The 16,034-nt window shown below is 40.4% G+C and carries 16 protein-coding genes and 1 other annotated feature; of the genes, 8 read left to right on the forward strand and 8 right to left on the reverse strand.

All coding sequences use genetic code 11. From position 1 onward, the window contains the following. Positions 1 to 299: 299 nt before the first annotated feature. On the forward strand, positions 300 to 1,376 hold the full coding sequence (locus tag ACTJJQ_RS10990; RefSeq protein WP_017358315.1) for a bifunctional 3-deoxy-7-phosphoheptulonate synthase/chorismate mutase: 1,077 nt from the start codon (positions 300 to 302) through the stop codon (positions 1,374 to 1,376). 450 nt (positions 1,377 to 1,826) lie between these two features. Further along, positions 1,827 to 2,828, forward strand: a complete 1,002-nt coding sequence (gene ccpA / locus ACTJJQ_RS10995; protein ID WP_008343056.1) for a catabolite control protein A — start codon at positions 1,827 to 1,829, stop codon at positions 2,826 to 2,828. Between the two features lie 43 nt (positions 2,829 to 2,871). Here ccpA and ACTJJQ_RS11000 read toward each other — a convergent pair whose 3' ends face one another. From ACTJJQ_RS11000 to ACTJJQ_RS11010, 3 genes are read right to left on the reverse strand one after another with little or no spacing between them, the layout of a single operon-like run. Further along, on the reverse strand, positions 2,872 to 4,032 hold the full coding sequence (locus ACTJJQ_RS11000; protein ID WP_025207808.1) for an acetoin utilization protein AcuC: 1,161 nt from the start codon (positions 4,030 to 4,032) through the stop codon (positions 2,872 to 2,874). Beyond that, complete coding sequence (locus ACTJJQ_RS11005; protein WP_041092583.1) at positions 4,029 to 4,670, reverse strand: CBS and ACT domain-containing protein; 642 nt, start codon at positions 4,668 to 4,670, stop codon at positions 4,029 to 4,031. Before ACTJJQ_RS11005 ends, ACTJJQ_RS11000 begins: the two co-directional genes overlap by 4 nt. 38 nt (positions 4,671 to 4,708) lie before the next feature. Then, positions 4,709 to 5,341 carry a GNAT family N-acetyltransferase gene (locus tag ACTJJQ_RS11010; RefSeq protein ID WP_159159892.1) on the reverse strand — a complete coding sequence of 211 codons (633 nt, stop codon included), beginning with the start codon at positions 5,339 to 5,341 and terminating at the stop codon, positions 4,709 to 4,711. Between the two features lie 155 nt (positions 5,342 to 5,496). Between ACTJJQ_RS11010 and acsA the strand changes: the two genes are divergently transcribed. Together acsA and tyrS are read left to right on the forward strand one after the other, a co-directional pair. Then, entirely contained in the window at positions 5,497 to 7,221 is a 1,725-nt protein-coding gene (gene acsA / locus ACTJJQ_RS11015) for an acetate--CoA ligase (RefSeq protein ID WP_440600202.1), read from the forward strand. A 59-nt stretch (positions 7,222 to 7,280) separates the two neighbouring features. Next, positions 7,281 to 7,516, forward strand: a binding site (T-box leader). 53 nt (positions 7,517 to 7,569) lie between these two features. Then, entirely contained in the window at positions 7,570 to 8,838 is a 1,269-nt protein-coding gene (tyrS, locus tag ACTJJQ_RS11020; RefSeq protein ID WP_366963401.1) for a tyrosine--tRNA ligase, read from the forward strand. Positions 8,839 to 8,966: 128 nt separating this feature from the next. On the opposite strand, the gene ACTJJQ_RS11025 is transcribed toward tyrS, so the two are convergent. Next, positions 8,967 to 9,308 carry an antibiotic biosynthesis monooxygenase family protein gene (locus tag ACTJJQ_RS11025; RefSeq protein WP_039170277.1) on the reverse strand — a complete coding sequence of 114 codons (342 nt, stop codon included), beginning with the start codon at positions 9,306 to 9,308 and terminating at the stop codon, positions 8,967 to 8,969. A 202-nt stretch (positions 9,309 to 9,510) separates the two neighbouring features. Between ACTJJQ_RS11025 and ACTJJQ_RS11030 the strand changes: the two genes are divergently transcribed. The 3 genes from ACTJJQ_RS11030 to ACTJJQ_RS11040 all read left to right on the forward strand — a co-directional run bounded on the left by ACTJJQ_RS11030 (position 9,511) and on the right by ACTJJQ_RS11040 (position 12,086). Continuing rightward, positions 9,511 to 10,158 carry an esterase/lipase family protein gene (locus tag ACTJJQ_RS11030; protein WP_041092577.1) on the forward strand — a complete coding sequence of 216 codons (648 nt, stop codon included), beginning with the start codon at positions 9,511 to 9,513 and terminating at the stop codon, positions 10,156 to 10,158. 418 nt (positions 10,159 to 10,576) lie between these two features. Continuing rightward, positions 10,577 to 11,125 (forward strand): hypothetical protein, encoded by a 549-nt coding sequence (locus tag ACTJJQ_RS11035; protein ID WP_440600203.1) that lies wholly within the window; start codon positions 10,577 to 10,579, stop codon positions 11,123 to 11,125. A 418-nt stretch (positions 11,126 to 11,543) separates the two neighbouring features. Continuing rightward, the gene (locus ACTJJQ_RS11040; RefSeq protein ID WP_440600204.1) at positions 11,544 to 12,086 is read left to right on the forward strand and encodes a cysteine hydrolase family protein; all 543 of its coding nucleotides are present in this window, start codon (positions 11,544 to 11,546) and stop codon (positions 12,084 to 12,086) included. Between the two features lie 8 nt (positions 12,087 to 12,094). Here the strand turns inward: ACTJJQ_RS11040 and ACTJJQ_RS11045 are convergent, their stop codons facing one another. The 3 genes from ACTJJQ_RS11045 to ACTJJQ_RS11055 form a co-directional block, all read right to left on the reverse strand. Continuing rightward, on the reverse strand, positions 12,095 to 12,655 hold the full coding sequence (locus tag ACTJJQ_RS11045; RefSeq protein WP_024718693.1) for a hypothetical protein: 561 nt from the start codon (positions 12,653 to 12,655) through the stop codon (positions 12,095 to 12,097). Between the two features lie 243 nt (positions 12,656 to 12,898). Further along, a complete protein-coding gene (gene rpsD, locus ACTJJQ_RS11050) occupies positions 12,899 to 13,501 on the reverse strand; it encodes a 30S ribosomal protein S4 (protein ID WP_007501777.1) in 603 nt (200 codons plus the stop codon). A 310-nt stretch (positions 13,502 to 13,811) separates the two neighbouring features. Continuing rightward, positions 13,812 to 14,312, reverse strand: coding sequence for a GAF domain-containing protein (locus tag ACTJJQ_RS11055; protein WP_017358302.1), 501 nt, complete (start codon positions 14,310 to 14,312; stop codon positions 13,812 to 13,814). 126 nt (positions 14,313 to 14,438) lie between these two features. Between ACTJJQ_RS11055 and refZ the strand changes: the two genes are divergently transcribed. Further along, positions 14,439 to 15,104 (forward strand): forespore capture DNA-binding protein RefZ, encoded by a 666-nt coding sequence (gene refZ / locus ACTJJQ_RS11060; RefSeq protein ID WP_440600205.1) that lies wholly within the window; start codon positions 14,439 to 14,441, stop codon positions 15,102 to 15,104. On the opposite strand, the gene hisJ is transcribed toward refZ, so the two are convergent. Further along, positions 15,074 to 15,889, reverse strand: coding sequence for a histidinol-phosphatase HisJ (gene hisJ, locus ACTJJQ_RS11065; RefSeq protein ID WP_242730923.1), 816 nt, complete (start codon positions 15,887 to 15,889; stop codon positions 15,074 to 15,076). The two genes, refZ and hisJ, sit on opposite strands and share 31 nt — an antisense overlap. Between the last annotated feature and the right edge of the window lie 145 nt (positions 15,890 to 16,034).

Below are 16,034 nucleotides of genomic sequence, written 5' to 3' on the forward strand. Positions count from 1 at the left end.
GACGAGCACTGGCACGGAGCGAATTTGTCATTCGTGAGTACCAGCGCGCAGGACTGACAAAGAATGCGAGGGTTTGTCTACCCGCTGAAACGTCAGCGATTGCTGACGTTTTTTTTATAAAAAAGGTTTACTTGCATCAAAAGTATGCTATAATCTTACACATAATACTTTATCGCTTAAAAGCGTTTGGGTAATAAAGAATTTTTTCGTGACAATTCCGAAATCTTTGTTTATAATAAACCCTATTATAAGAGATCAAAAATAAAAAGCGAGAGCGGGCAGAGGAAAGGATGACAAAAATGAGCAACAATGAATTGGAACAATTGAGACAGCAAGCAGATGAACTAAATCTTCAAATCTTAAAACTGATCAATGAAAGAGGAAACATTGTAAAAGAAATTGGAAAGGCAAAAGAAGCGCAAGGTGTCAACCGTTATGACCCTGTCAGAGAGCGCACAATGCTTAATCAAATTCTTGAAGAAAATGATGGCCCATTTGAAAATTCAACGATTCAACATATTTTCAAAGAAATTTTCAAAGCAGGTTTAGAGCTTCAAGAAGATGACCACAGCAAAGCACTTCTTGTTTCTCGTAAGAAAAAACCTGAAAATACAATTGTAAATATCAATGGAGAAGCGATCGGTGACGGAAAACAACGTTTCATCGTTGGACCATGTGCCGTTGAAAGCTACGAGCAAGTTGCAGAAGTAGCGGCAGCAGCGAAACAGCAGGGACTAAAACTTCTTCGTGGCGGCGCATTTAAGCCTCGCACAAGTCCATACGACTTCCAAGGACTTGGCGTAGACGGTCTAAAAATTCTAAAACGTGTAGCAGATGAATACGGTCTTGCAGTTATTAGTGAAATCGTGAATCCTGCTCATATTGAAGAAGCGATTGAGCATATCGATGTCATCCAAATTGGAGCACGTAACATGCAAAACTTCGAGCTTTTAAAAGAAGCTGGATCAGTGAATAAACCAGTTCTTTTAAAACGCGGTCTAGCAGCAACAATTTCAGAATTCATCAATGCAGCTGAATACATCATCGCACAAGGAAATGACCAAATCATCCTTTGCGAGCGAGGCATCCGCACATACGAAACAGCCACAAGAAATACACTAGATATCTCGGCTGTGCCAATCTTGAAACAAGAGACACATTTACCAGTCTTTGTTGACGTGACACACTCAACTGGACGAAGAGATCTACTTCTTCCAACAGCTAAAGCAGCTCTTGCGATTGGAGCAGACGGTGTGATGGCAGAAGTGCATCCAGATCCATCTGTTGCCCTATCTGATTCAGCGCAGCAAATGGACATTCCACAATTCGAAAAATGGTTAGATGCATTAAGACCACTTGTCAACATTCATGCGTAATCATAAATAGAAAAGCCGCCGGATGACAGCCCGGCGGTTTTTTCATGAAAAAATACGATCAAGATTGGGAATGAAAGGAAGAGAGCACATTGCAAGCTAAAAATATGCTTGTTCACAATGTTTTCATTTTTAAAATTCGATAGAATCTGCTAAGATCATTGTCATAGCTGACGTTCGCGACGATTTTTGGTGAAATATGATTCAATTTACAGGTAACAAGCTCATTAAAGTTTGTTTAATTTAGTTATAAAAAGAAAGGGAACGTTTTCATATGAAGAAAAAACGTGTATAATTTCATAAAAGAATGTCATTTTGATGTAGATTGAAAAATTATGTGTCTCTTTTCATCGTTTTAATGACAAATAGGATATTATTTTCCTCGTATCTGACATGTCTCTATCCAATTGGTGAATGCTATAGATATGAAGTGTATTTGAAGGAGTGATTTATGTGAATAATGTTACAATATATGATGTAGCAAGAGAAGCAAACGTAAGTATGGCAACGGTATCACGCGTTGTTAATGGTAATCCAAACGTAAAACCAACAACAAGAAAAAAGGTACTTGAAGCAATTGATCGTCTCGGCTACCGTCCAAACGCAGTCGCACGAGGCCTTGCAAGTAAAAAGACCACAACAGTTGGGGTCATCATCCCTGATATTTCAAGTATCTTCTATTCAGAGCTTGCACGAGGAATTGAAGATATTGCGACGATGTACAAGTACAACATTATTTTGAGCAACTCAGACCAAAATACTGATAAAGAACTTCATTTGTTAAACACAATGCTTGGCAAACAAGTAGATGGAATCGTTTTTATGGGCGGAAACATTACAGATGTGCATGTGGAAGAATTTAAGCGCTCTCCTGTACCCATTGTACTTGCAGCATCTGTTGAAGAGCAGGCACAAACACCATCAGTCAACATTAACTATGAACAAGCCATTTATGATTCAGTTCAGCTATTAGTTGAAAAAGGACATAAACGAATTGCGTTTGTATCTGGACCAATGTCAGAACCAATTAACTCTATGAGAAAGCTTGCTGGTTATAAGCGTGCGCTTGAAGAAGCTGGTATCGCGTTTGACGAAGCGCTTGTTGCTGAAGGAGACTACTCATATGACTCTGGTATTGAAGCGCTCGCTAATCTGCTTGAGCAATCTGACAAGCCGACGGCTGTGATTGCAGCGACTGACGAAATGGCGCTAGGTGTCATTCATGGAGCGCAGGACAGAGGCGTATCAATTCCTGAAGATTTAGAAGTGATTGGCTTTGATAACACAAGACTATCCCTCATGGTGCGCCCTCAATTGACAACAGTTGTTCAGCCGACTTACGATATTGGAGCTGTTGCGATGAGACTTTTGACAAAGCTCATGAACAAAGAACAAGTAGAAGATCAAATTGTTGAATTACCACATAGAATTGAAGAAAGACAATCGACGAAATAAAAAAGAAAGCAGGCTCACTTGATCAGTGGACGCCTGCTTTTTTTTATGCCTTTTTCTTTTCTCGTCTAACAGGCATGAGTGCTTTTTCTACCGTTTGCGCATTTTTTTCTGTAATTTCTGCTCTTCTTGGAATCGGTGGATATAAATCGTCAGGATCTAGCCATGTGGATGGAAGCGGAACAGGAGATTGTTTTTCCCATGCCCGAATCCATTCCTGAGGAAGCGCATCTGGTGGTGTAATGCCTTTCATCTCAAGCCAAATGCGGCTCCATGCTCTTGGGACGACACGCCAAATATCATAGCCGCCTCCGCCCACAGCGATCCATTTTCCATCACAATATTGATGCGCCAGCTCATGGGCAATTCTAGGAATTTCCTCATATATTTTCATGGTAGCAGATAAATGCGTCAAAGGGTCGTAATAGTGGGCATCTGCTCCATTTTGCGTCAAAATGACATCTGGTTTAAAAAAAGCAGCAATCTCTGTCACTGCTGTTCGATAGGATTCTAAAAATGATTCGTCTTCTGTAAATGCGTCAAGCGGGATATTATATGCATAACCATAGCCTTTATCATGACCCCTTTCCTGTACTTGTCCAGTTCCAGGGAACAAATAGCGCCCTGTTTCATGAATGGAAACAGTACATACCTCTGGATCATCATAGAAGCTAAACTGGACACCATCGCCATGATGAGCATCTGTATCAATATATAAAATTCTAGCGCCATATGTCTTTTGAATATACTGAATGGCCACAGAGCTGTCATTATAAATACAAAAGCCAGAAGCACGCCCTTTAAATCCATGGTGAAGCCCGCCGCCAAGATTGAGCGCATGCTGCGAATGCCCAAGCATCACTTGATCAACCGCTGTTAATGTCCCGCCAACTAGGAGAGAAGCTGCCTCATGCATCCCTGCAAACATCGGGGTGTCCTCAGTGCCAAGACCATAACGTTCCCCCTCTACGGTGGACAGTTTTCCTTCACTTGCTCGCTGTACTGCTTGAATATAGTCTGCTGTATGGACGAGCTTCAACTCCTCCAGCGTCGCCATCCGAGGTGCGACAATCTCATCATCCGTTAACGCCTTCATTTTTTGAAGAAGATCATAAGTTAAGTAGACGCGAAGCTGATTGAAGGGATGATCTTGGTGAAACTGATACGTTTGAAAAGATGGTGAAAAAACAAAGGTCGCTTCCTTCATTTGATCGTCTGCTCCATAGGCCAGAGCACTTTATAGCCTTTTGCACGAATCAGCTTCATCACATGATCTGCATGCATCGTTTGAAGGCGGAAGACGAGCACTTTAGAGGCTTCATTGGCATGTGGGTACACGAGTACACTCAGCATTTGAATATGCTGCTCTTTTAAAATGGCTGTAATGTCTGCAAGACCCTCTGTCACTTGCGCTACTTCAACCTCTAAATGTGATCCAGGCTGATCTGCACCTGTTAGTCTTACAAACGTACGAAGTAAATCTGTTTTTGTGATGATCCCTACAAGCTTGCCACGTCTCACAACGGGAAGACAGCCAATTCCGTGTTCAAAAAAGACACTTGAAATCTCCTCAACGAAATCAAGCGGATGAGCGGTAATCGTCTCTAGCACCATGATGTCTTCAACCGGCCGCTGAATAAAAAGCTGTCTTTTCTCTGTTTCAAAAATACTTGGACTGGCATTTTTAATATCCCGATCTGTCACCATCCCAATGACAGATCCCTGCTCAGATACGATGGGAATATGCCGAATGTGATGTGCACTCATTTTTTGAATGGCTTCTTCAATCGTATCGGTTTTTCGCAGCGTGATCACATCACGCTCCATAATTTGTTCAATCATCATGTTTACCAATCCCCTTTGCCAAAAAAACGAATTGAACGTTAATACATAAAGCGCTGATGGAAGCGAAGACGATCAAAACGCTCGATTGAATCTGGACTCACATGTTTTCCGATCCGTGCCATTAAACAATTGGCTGGATGTGAGCTGATCTCTGGCTCATCTGTTGCAAACCAGACCAGACCGCCGGCGTTCATCATTTTCTCCATCATTTTGCGGTACTCCCACACGTTTTTCTTTGTCCCTTTTAAATCCCAATGCCAGTAATATTCGGTTGTAATGATAATATAATTCTCCATTTGCTCATCCATCATGCTCACATCCAGTAAATGCTTGCCAAGTGAGCAGCCTCTGAATGGAGGAGCGACTTCAATGGCACCGAGCTCAATTAAATTGTCCATGTTGCCTTCTGACCAGCGTTCAAGCGGATCAGGGTACAAATACGTGACATAGCCTACGACAAGCTCATCCACCCTAGCAATGATAATACGTCCTTCAGGAAGATCTGCTATTTCAACAAGTGCTTGTTTCTGTTCTTCAGGCGTGCGAAATGCCGTTAGTCCTTCATGAAACGTATAGTTCGCAAGCTCTGATGCAGGTACCGGTCCTTCAATCAGGATGGAACCTGTTTCTCGCTCAATGGTTTTTGAATAATAAGTTTTAGGATGCTCCACGTATCCACCGCCTCAAATTCTAGTGAGTCGTCTCTATTCTATCTTAAATCTTGCAATAATTAAAACGGTTTCATCAGAAGTTTTTTAAAAATTGAGAAAAAAAGTCATCTATACTATAATGGTCATTGTAAACGTATGCAAAGGGGGACTGTTTGATGAAAGTGGAAACGCTACCATCAGTAAAAGGGGACTATCATTTAAATGATTATGAGCAAGCATACAAAGAATTTTCATGGGAGGAAGCGAGAAAAAATTTCTCTTGGTATGAAACAGGAAAAGTAAATGCAGCTTATGAAGCGATTGACAGACATGCGGACTCGTTTCGTAAAAACAAGGTGGCGCTTCACTACAAAGATTCACAGCGGGATGAAAAGTATACGTTCAGGGATATGAAAATCAAGACAAACAAAGCAGGAAATCTATTAAGAGAACAGGCACATGTGCAAAATGGGGATCGCGTGTTTATCTTTATGCCAAGATCACCTGAGCTCTATTTTCTACTGCTTGGTGCTGTCAAAATTGGTGCGATCGTCGGTCCGTTATTTGAGGCATTTATGGAAGGTGCCGTCAAAGATCGTTTAGAAAATAGTGAGGCAAAAGTGATTGTGACAACGCCTGATCTGCTTGAGCGGATTCCGTTTGCAGAACTTCCAAAGCTTGAATCCGTCATCATTGTCGGTGGTGAAAAAGAGGATGCAGGTGGTGTGCGGACGATTCACTTTGAAGAAGCATTTGAGCAGGCAGCGAAGGAACTTGAAATCGAGTGGATGGATGAAAAAGATGGATACCTGCTTCATTACACGTCAGGGTCCACTGGTACGCCCAAAGGTGTGCTCCATGTTCATGGCGCAATGGTGCAGCAAGGCCAGACGGGTAAATGGGTACTTGATTTGAAAGAAGAAGATGTCTACTGGTGTACAGCTGATCCAGGCTGGGTAACAGGGACGGTGTATGGTATTTTTTCTCCGTGGTTGAATGGAGCGACGAATGTGATTTTAGGCGGCAGGTTCAATCCTGATACGTGGTACGAAACCATTGAATCGCTTGGTGTGACCGTTTGGTACAGTGCACCGACAGCCTTCAGAATGTTGATGGGAGCAGGAGACGATCTCATTCAAAAATATGATCTCAGCTCACTCCGTCATGTGTTAAGTGTAGGAGAGCCACTTAATCCAGAAGTGATCCGCTGGGGAGACGCTGTATTCGGTAAACGAATTCATGACACTTGGTGGATGACAGAAACAGGTGCACAGCTGATTTGTAACTATCCATGCATGGATATCAAACCAGGTTCGATGGGGAAACCAATTCCAGGCGTTGAAGCTGCGATTGTGGATAATGCCGGAAATGAACTTCCGCCATACCGGATGGGGAACCTTGCCATCAAAAAAGGCTGGCCGTCTATGATGCATACGATCTGGAACAATCCTGAAAAATATGAATCTTACTTTATGCCGGGAGATTGGTATGTTTCAGGAGATTCAGCTTATATGGATGAAGACGGATACTTCTGGTTCCAGGGACGTGTCGACGATGTCATTATGACGTCAGGAGAGCGGGTCGGTCCATTTGAGGTAGAAAGTAAACTGGTGGAACATCCGGCCATTGCAGAGGCTGGTGTCATCGGAAAACCAGATCCTGTGCGCGGTGAAATTATTAAAGCCTTCATTGCGCTTAGAAGCGGATACGAACCGACAGATGAGCTGAAAGAAGAGATTCGTACGTTCGTGAAAAAAGGACTCGCTGCACATGCAGCACCGAGAGAAATTGAGTTTAAAGACAAACTGCCAAAAACACGAAGCGGTAAAATTATGAGACGTGTGTTAAAAGCGTGGGAGCTGAATTTACCTGCTGGCGATCTCTCGACAATGGAAGATTAATCACTTCCGTCAGTTGACTTGATATCAAAAGTATGTTAAAAATGACTTTAGTTGAATATGAAAAGGTTTTGACTGAGATTCAGTAGAATCATCTTTCCCTGTCCAAGAGAGCTGACGGCTGGTGCGAGTCAGTACAAAGAGATATTCGAATTACCCTCACGAACCGCTTTTACGAAAAGGAGCATATGCTATCTGATTAGTGAAAGAACGGATCTGTCCGTTATCAGTGTAAGTGAAAAGACGTGTTGTTTTGTCTTTTAAGCAGGGTGGTACCGCGATATATATCGTCCCTTCGTTCATTCGAAGGGGCGTTTTTTATGTTGAATTGTAAAAAAAGGAGATTTGGATATGAGTCAATTGATGGAAGAATTATCGTTCAGAGGATTAATTCAGCAACAAACAGATGAAGAAGGTTTAACAACATTATTAGCAGAAGAAAAAATCAAGCTATACTCCGGCTTTGATCCAACAGCTGACAGCTTGCACATTGGTCACTTACTGCCAATTTTAACATTGCGCAGATTCCAAGAAGCAGGTCATCATCCGATTGCACTTGTTGGCGGCGCAACTGGACTAATTGGTGACCCAAGTTTCAAAAAAGCAGAACGTTCACTAAACCCAGCAGAAATCGTCGAACAGTGGTCAGAGAAAATCAAAGGACAGCTCTCTCAATTCCTTGATTTTGAAGCAGGTGACAACCCAGCTGTCATCGTGAATAACTATGACTGGATCAGTCAAATGAATGTCATCACGTTCCTTCGCGATATTGGAAAGAACTTCGGTGTCAACTTCATGCTCGCAAAAGATATCGTCAGCTCCCGTATTGAAACAGGGATTTCGTACACAGAATTCAGCTACGTGATTCTACAATCGTTAGACTTCTTGAACCTTTACAGAAATGAAAATTGTAAGCTGCAAATCGGCGGAAGTGACCAGTGGGGAAATATCACATCTGGGCTTGAGTTAATCCGTAAGTCTGAAGCAGAAGGGGCTAAAGCATTCGGTCTCACAATGCCGCTTGTCACAAAAGCAGACGGCACGAAGTTTGGGAAAACAGAAGGCGGCGCCATTTGGTTAGATAAAGAAAAAACATCACCATATGAATTCTACCAATTCTGGATCAACACAGATGACCGTGATGTCGTGAAATACTTAAAATACTTTACGTTCCTATCAAAAGAAGAGATCGCATCGTACGAAGAAAAAGTGCAAACAGCCCCTGAAAAGCGTGAAGCACAGCGCCGTTTGGCAGAAGAAGTCACAACACTTGTGCATGGCCGTGAATCACTAGAACAGGCTGTCAACATCTCAAATGCGCTATTTAAAGGCGAGATCAAATCTCTTACAGCAGAAGAAGTGAAAGTAGGCTTTAAAGATGTGCCATCAATGGAGAAAGACAGTGGAGAAGAATTAACACTTGTTGATGTTCTTGTCGAATCAAAACTGTCTCCATCAAAACGTCAAGCACGTGAAGATATCACAAACGGTGCCGTCTACATCAACGGAGAGAGACAAACCGACAAAGACTATGTCCTTTCAGCTGAAGACCGAATTGAAAACCAATTTACCGTCTTAAGAAGAGGGAAAAAGAAATACTTCCTTGTAACGTATAAATAAATCCTTATGAAACAGTAAGTATCATGAAAAGCACCTCAAATGTTCATATACATTGAGGTGCTTTTCTTTTTTATTCAGAAGTAGGAATTAAGCTTTTACAGAGCGGTTTTCTCTCATTTGTCTGTTTCTTATTCAAGAAGTGAATCTTCGTTTGTATAAGCATGTTCTACCTTACAAATTCGGGTTGTATAGGATTCATACCAATCTTTTTTTCCTTTTTTTTGAACACGCTGATGTGCTGTATGTGCTTTCCATTCTTTGATGGCTGCTAATGAATCCCAGTAAGAGACAGTGATTCCAACACCATGTTCATCTCGTACACTTTCTATTCCAAGAAACCCGTCTAGTTCTTTCGCTAATTCTTCCATTTTTTGAGCAGCCACGGCGTATTCTTTCTGCTCGACATTTGTTCGTTTTGATGTGAAAATCACGGCATAATAGGGTAGTGCAGGTGTTTGAGTAAACAGCATCTAGCAGAACCTCCTTTTGTCTATTCACATTATATATGAAAGATAGAGGGGCTCGTAGTCTTTTTGTTTTAATTTAAAAAAGTCCAAGGTGCTTTATGATTATTTATATTTCTGTAAAATCATCTTATAAACATTACCTTGTTCACTTTTCTGACATATTTTTCTTGTATAAAATAGAGTCGAATAAGATGAATAAGGGGGAATGAAAGTGATTCGATTTAAGAAAAAGAGTTTGCAAATTCTTGTTGCCCTTGCCTTAGTGCTAGGTTCAATAGCCTTCATCCAGCCGAAAGAAGCCAAAGCGGCTGAGCATAATCCGGTTGTAATGGTACACGGCATGGGTGGTGCGTCTTATAACTTTGCTTCGATCAAACGATACTTAGTGTCACAGGGATGGGATCAAAACCAACTTTTTGCAATCGATTTCATAGACAAAACAGGCAATAACCTGAACAATGGCCCGAGGCTCTCTAGATTCGTCAAAGATGTACTAGCCAAAACGGGCGCCAAAAAAGTAGATATTGTGGCTCATAGTATGGGCGGTGCGAACACGTTATACTATATTAAAAACCTAGACGGCGGAGATAAAATTGAAAACGTCGTCACACTTGGTGGAGCGAACGGACTCGTTTCACTCAGAGCATTACCAGGCACCGATCCAAATCAAAAAATTCTTTACACATCCGTCTATAGCTCAGCCGATCTCATCGTCGTCAACAGCCTTTCGCGTTTAATTGGCGCAAGAAATGTCCTGATCCACGGCGTTGGACATATCGGTCTATTAACCTCAAGCCAAGTCAAAGGCTATGTGAAAGAAGGATTGAATGGCGGAGGACAGAATACGAATTAAATCATGAAAAAAGACAGCGATTTGTGCTGTCTTTTTTTATGTTATTTATGAAAAAAAGATTATTTTTTATATTTAATTAATTTAGAAAGAGATTAATGACCTATTCCAGAAAACCGTTATCATTATAATAGTAGGTATTTTAAATAGTGATTAATAACCAGCTGCATTAAGAGAAAAGATGTGCGAAAACCTCTATAATTGCTTTTTGGTTTAATTGTAGTTTAAGCATATAAATATAAAGTTAACACAATGTAGAATACAACTTTTATCTCAATAATTAATTGGAAAAGGATGTTATAGTGTGTAGATGTTAGGGGGGGAAGCTAACGTGATTTTTATGTGCTTCTTTATTAATTGAAGAAGTTCTTTCTTAATTTTACAAGAGAAAGTTAAAATACTGTATTTCAAGGGGGATATAATGAGAAACAGAGTATTCTTTAAAAAAACAATTTTTATTATGATAGCATTATTTCTGGGTTTTTCCGTTATTGCATCACCAATTGCAACTGCCAAAACAAACTCAAATGAAAAAAATGTGAATTTACTAGCTAAAGACTTAGAGTTTTTAATGGAGAGTGCTAGTATATATGACCAAAATAATCAATTGATTGGTTTTGATTTTGAGAAATTAAGAGATAGATTTGGAGATAAGAAAGAATTTAAGATTTTAGAAAATGAAATAAAAAAAAACGGAATTAAGATAGAAAAATCATCAGTTTTAAAGACTCAGGCTGCTAAAGGAACTTGGGGCGATTGTATGATTGATTCATTAAAAGATCATTTTGGTGTGGCAATGATAGAAGTGGCCTTAACTGGTGGCCTTTGGAGCTATCTAGAAAAGAAGGCTTATAAAGAAGCTGCTAAGCTTTTGCTGAAGATTGGAATTGGGGGGAATGTTATCGGTTTAGTAGCTTTCCTTACTTGGTATTCAGCTAAATGCATGGAGGGAAGAGGACCATGGGCATAATAAGTTGATAATCCATCGGCTTAACATAATAGGAGGAAAAAAATGACACAAAAACTAAAGTTATATTTCTTAGGATACTTTTTTTATTTCCCATTATCATTTTACATCATCTATTTCATATGGATGTTTATGGTTAAATCAGCTAAACTATTTGATGTTATTTCTAACAGTACATCAATCATTGGAATTTATTATATAATTGCCAGTGTGTTTTTTGTTATTTTACTTCAAACCAAATTTAAAGATGTTAGATAAAATGAAAATAAAAAGAAGCTAGTAAGGCTGTATATGTCTTCTAGTTTCTTTTTTCAATTTAATAAAAGTATGTACAAATCAACCGTCATTCCTTACACTACATATAATGAACGAGAATCTTCGGAGGTGGGTATTTGTGCAACAACATTAAAAGGCTTTGATTATGGTTGATGTACAGAAAGCATTCGAGCACGAAAAAAGGGGAGAACGGAATAACCTAGATGCAGAGAAGAATATCAGTCGTCTATTGACGTTTTGGAGAGAAAAAGGATGGGCAGTCATTCATATTCAGCATACATCGGATCAGCCGCACTCCTTATTTCATCCAGCAAATGAAGGGCACTCCTTCAAAGAGATCGCTAAACCGCTAGATGAAGAAATGGTCATACAAAAGAAAGTCAACAGCAGCTTTATAGGTACAAACTTAGAGGAACAACTAAGATCAAACGAGATCAACACTGTTGTGATTGCTGGACTCACAACACCGCACTGCGTATCTACCACAACAAGAATGAGTGGAAATCTAGGCTTTGATACCTACCTCATTTCGGATGCAACAGCCGCCTTTGGACTCGCAGATCAAACCGGTACATACTATGATCCAGAAACGATCCATCGCCTTTCACTTGCAACACTGCATGACGAATTTGCGACTGTCCTGACAACTGAGCAGCTGATCACAAATTGGGCAAGCAAAAGCTCCTAGAATCATCTCTAGGAGCTTTTTGCTTGTTCATCCAGCGGCTGTTTTCGTTGTTCAATACTTGAGTAGATGAGATCAATTCCAATAAATAAGAAGCTGACAAAGAAAGATAAAATGAGTGTGCCGTGCTCCCAAATTGAGACATTGACTATGTTCATATTAAGTACAAACTTAATTGAGAAATGCACAACGATCCATGAGAGTAAAAATTCAAAGATAAACGTGAACCATTGAGGAAATCTTAGCAAAGAGGAAATTCCTTTACCAATGAATACTAAAAAGATCGACCAAAAAAGAACAATCCCACTGACGAATAGACAGAAGGTCAATAATGAAAGAAATGATGCATAGGTAATATATTCTCCAAAAAGAAAATTCACTCCTAATGAAACAACATAAAGTACAGAACTTGGAATGATGATGACAAAACTAATCGAAAAAAAGATGAGTAAAATGAGGAGAATTTCAGCGATAGCTCCAGGCGCTTCATCGACAACTTTTGTCTTTCTCAAAACCGCATAGATAACAATTGAAATGAGCATAAGTGCTAACATAAATGAAATGATCGACAAATTGCTTTCCTCCTTAACGTTCCTTACATTATTGTTTTAAGTTGTGAGTTATCCAGTAAATGTAATTGTAAGAGGAAAACGAAAAAGAGTAAAGAGTAATCGGTGTTCTAATTTTCTTGTGTGCAAATAAGTTATTTGTAGCTAGAGAGTATCGTACAAAAGACCAAACAAAAAACCCTAGAAATCCTTGAACAATCAAGGTCTCTAGGGTTTGTTTGATCACTCTCTGAGAGAGCAATGAAATTAACGAGAGTAGAACTCAACGATTAGTTGTTCGCTGATTTCAGGCGCTAATTCAGAACGCTCTGGAAGACGAGTGAAAGTTCCTTCAAGCTTTTCAGCATCGAAAGTAAGGTATTCAGGTACGAAGTTGTTCACTTCAACTGATTCTTTCACAACTGCAAGGTTTTGAGATTTCTCACGAAGAGCAATCGTTTGACCTGGTTTCACAGAGAAAGATGGGATGTCTACACGGCTTCCATCAACAAGGATGTGACCATGGTTTACTAGCTGACGAGCTTGGCGGCGCGTACGAGCAAGGCCAAGACGGTATACTAGGTTGTCAAGGCGAGTTTCAAGAAGGATCATGAAGTTTTCACCTTGTTTACCAGGAAGTTTAGCAGCTCTGTCAAATAGTGTACGGAATTGACGTTCGTTGACACCGTACATGTGACGAAGCTTTTGCTTCTCTTGTAATTGTAAACCGTATTCAGATAGTTTTTTGCGTTGTCCTGGACCATGTGGGCCTGGAGCGTAAGGGCGTTTTTCAAGTTCCTTACCTGTTCCGCTTAATGAAATGCCTAAACGGCGGGAAATCTTCCAACTTGGACCTGTATAGCGAGCCATAATGTGACTCCTCCTTATTGTTTTTATTTGTGAAAAATAAAAACCGTCTGTTCTTTGTCTTTTCCGTCATTATGTTTTCATGCATCCTCGCTCCAGCAGCAGGGAGTTACAAGATGCACCTCCATATAGAAGGAACAAAATGATACAAAAAAGCCGAACAAAAAGGCTGCCATATTTCACACAAACTCTATTATATGACGCCAGATAGGAGAAGTCAACCTATTTAAAGAGGAGAATGTCAAACGTGGTCGGCATTCATCCGGGAAGAAAGCAAAATAAAAAAGCAGACACATTGTCTGCTTTTCAAGCATCATGACGCATCAGTAGAGGCTGATAACGCATTTTGGAGAACCTCTGTAAATTGAACTAAGTACGTTTCATCTATTTCATTGAAACGATCTTTCACTGGACTGTCAATGTCGAGTACCCCAATGATTTGTCCATTTACTTTAAGAGGGATCACGATTTCAGACTGCGATGCGGCATCACATGCAATATGACCAGGGAATGCATGCACATCAGCGATACGCTGTACATCACCTGTCGCAAATGCTGTACCGCAAACCCCTTTTCCAGAAGGAATGCGTACACATGCGGGCAGTCCGTTGAATGGACCAAGCACAAGCTCTCCGCCTTTTGCTAAATAAAATCCTGCCCAATTGACTTCAGGAAGCGAGTGATAAAGCAGCGCCGCAGCATTGGCTAGGTTGGCAATGAGATCAGGTTCACCATCCGTAATCGCTTCTACTTGCTTGATGAGTAATTGATAGTCTTTCGATGGATCACCAGACTGTTTTTCGACATGAAACATGAAAATCTCCTACTTTCTATCTCAAAAATACATAACTTGCGCTTCGCATGTGGGATTTGTCGAGCAATGATTAAAGGAACTTCCGCCTTCACCTTGAAGTATGTACACATGAAGAGGGGTGAGCGGATGAAAACATCAACAACCGTGCAAACAAAAGACCGTATTATTGAAGCTGCCATCAGACTTTTTAACCAAAAAGGATTTTCTGGAACCTCTGTCCGTGAGATTGCGAAGGAAGCAAACGTCAACGTTGCCCATATATCTTATTACTTTCAAGGAAAAGGAGGGCTGCTTGAGCAGCTCGTATCCGATTTTTATGAAGGCTATATTCAGATGATTGAATCGCACATCCAGCACATGGAAACCCGTCATGCAAAAGAATGTTTACTTCATGTGGTTTTTGATATTTTATCTTATCAGCATGAAAATCGTCAATTAACCCGTTTCGTTTATCGAGAAGTGACCATTGATTCAACGCTGATCAGGGAAATCATGTCCACCTATTTAACAAAGGAAAAATACTTGTTTCAGCTCATCATTGAAAAAGGAAAAAGCACCCATGTGATTTGTAAGCAGCTGTCACTCTCATCATTTATGATCCAGCTAAAATCACTTCTGATGATGCCATATCTGCAGCCGCAATATTTAACAGAGGTGCTTTATATCAACCCAAGCGAGCCTTACTTTTATCAAACGTACTATAAGGAACTGAGCCGGTCGCTTCATCATCTGTTAGAACCAAACGAATCGGCACTTGATCCTCACCTGAAACTCATGATGTCTTCAAACTGATCATACGCATACCCGAGATCTTCCGCTTGATGGGCATCAGACCCGAATATGAGCGGAATTTTTTTCTGTTTTGCAAGATCAATCATCCATTGATCTAAATAGATACTTCTGGCATATGTTTTACGAAGACCTGATGTATTAAAATCTAAGGACATGCCTTTTTTTGCCGTTTCTTCAAGACAAAGGGTCACCCTTTGACAAAGTTCTGGCGACATTTCGTATGGGAAAAGTTGTTTGAATTTCTGGACAAGGGTGATATGACCGATTCTCTTTGGCTTATATGGACCTAAAGATGATAGAATAGAAGAATGAATTTGGTCATAGTAGCTTTGATAGACGTGTTCGGTGCTGCCATAGATGCTGATCAGCTGCTCGAAGGCATGCTCATCAAAATCAAGACAAATATAATCATTGTCAGCAGGAAGAAAGTGAACAGATAAAATGCTATCGTCTAGTTCAGGTCCGTAGCAGTCTAAAAAGGCACTTGTTTCCTCTTCATACTCTTTGATATAGTCGACCTCAAGCCCAGTTTTTACTATTAACTGTCCTTTGTATTCCTGTTTCAGCTGATCCAGCTTCGTCAAATACGCTTCAAGGTCTTGAAGCTTCATGGCACTATCCTGCTCAGGCGTTGGATCTCGAAACGAAGGAGGCAGCGGGGCATGCTCGGTAAAGGTGATGGAATCAAATCCCTTTTTCATTGCTTTTTCAATATAAGAATGAAAAGGATCAAGCGTACCGTGCGGGCAAAATGGCGTATGTAAATGTGCATCTTGTTTCAACATGTCGTCACCTCTTGTCGATATTTTGAAAAACGTCATGTTTATCAGCGAAAATAATGAAAAATCATGACCAAAAATGCTGGTTACATGGTATCATAATAACAATGAAAACGACAGCTTCCGCATACATAAAAACAGGTCACATCAA

The sequence above is a fragment of the Bacillus sp. 22483 genome, assembly GCF_052044605.1.
GTDB lineage: Bacteria > Bacillota > Bacilli > Bacillales > Bacillaceae > Bacillus > Bacillus altitudinis.

Bases quoted from the DNA above. Each gene is read 5' to 3' on its own strand.
- ACTJJQ_RS10990 (WP_017358315.1), top strand. From the start codon at position 300: ATGAGCAACAATGAATTGGAACAATTGAGACAGCAAGCAGATGAACTA.
- ACTJJQ_RS11000 (WP_025207808.1), bottom strand. From the start codon at position 4,032: ATGAAGGAAGCGACCTTTGTTTTTTCACCATCTTTTCAAACGTATCAG.
- ACTJJQ_RS11005 (WP_041092583.1), bottom strand. From the start codon at position 4,670: ATGATGATTGAACAAATTATGGAGCGTGATGTGATCACGCTGCGAAAA.
- acsA (WP_440600202.1), top strand. From the start codon at position 5,497: ATGAAAGTGGAAACGCTACCATCAGTAAAAGGGGACTATCATTTAAAT.
- tyrS (WP_366963401.1), top strand. From the start codon at position 7,570: ATGAGTCAATTGATGGAAGAATTATCGTTCAGAGGATTAATTCAGCAA.
- ACTJJQ_RS11025 (WP_039170277.1), bottom strand. From the start codon at position 9,308: ATGCTGTTTACTCAAACACCTGCACTACCCTATTATGCCGTGATTTTC.
- ACTJJQ_RS11030 (WP_041092577.1), top strand. From the start codon at position 9,511: ATGAAAGTGATTCGATTTAAGAAAAAGAGTTTGCAAATTCTTGTTGCC.
- ACTJJQ_RS11035 (WP_440600203.1), top strand. From the start codon at position 10,577: ATGAGAAACAGAGTATTCTTTAAAAAAACAATTTTTATTATGATAGCA.
- ACTJJQ_RS11040 (WP_440600204.1), top strand. From the start codon at position 11,544: ATGGTTGATGTACAGAAAGCATTCGAGCACGAAAAAAGGGGAGAACGG.
- rpsD (WP_007501777.1), bottom strand. From the start codon at position 13,501: ATGGCTCGCTATACAGGTCCAAGTTGGAAGATTTCCCGCCGTTTAGGC.
- ACTJJQ_RS11055 (WP_017358302.1), bottom strand. From the start codon at position 14,312: ATGTTTCATGTCGAAAAACAGTCTGGTGATCCATCGAAAGACTATCAA.
- refZ (WP_440600205.1), top strand. From the start codon at position 14,439: ATGAAAACATCAACAACCGTGCAAACAAAAGACCGTATTATTGAAGCT.
- hisJ (WP_242730923.1), bottom strand. From the start codon at position 15,889: ATGTTGAAACAAGATGCACATTTACATACGCCATTTTGCCCGCACGGT.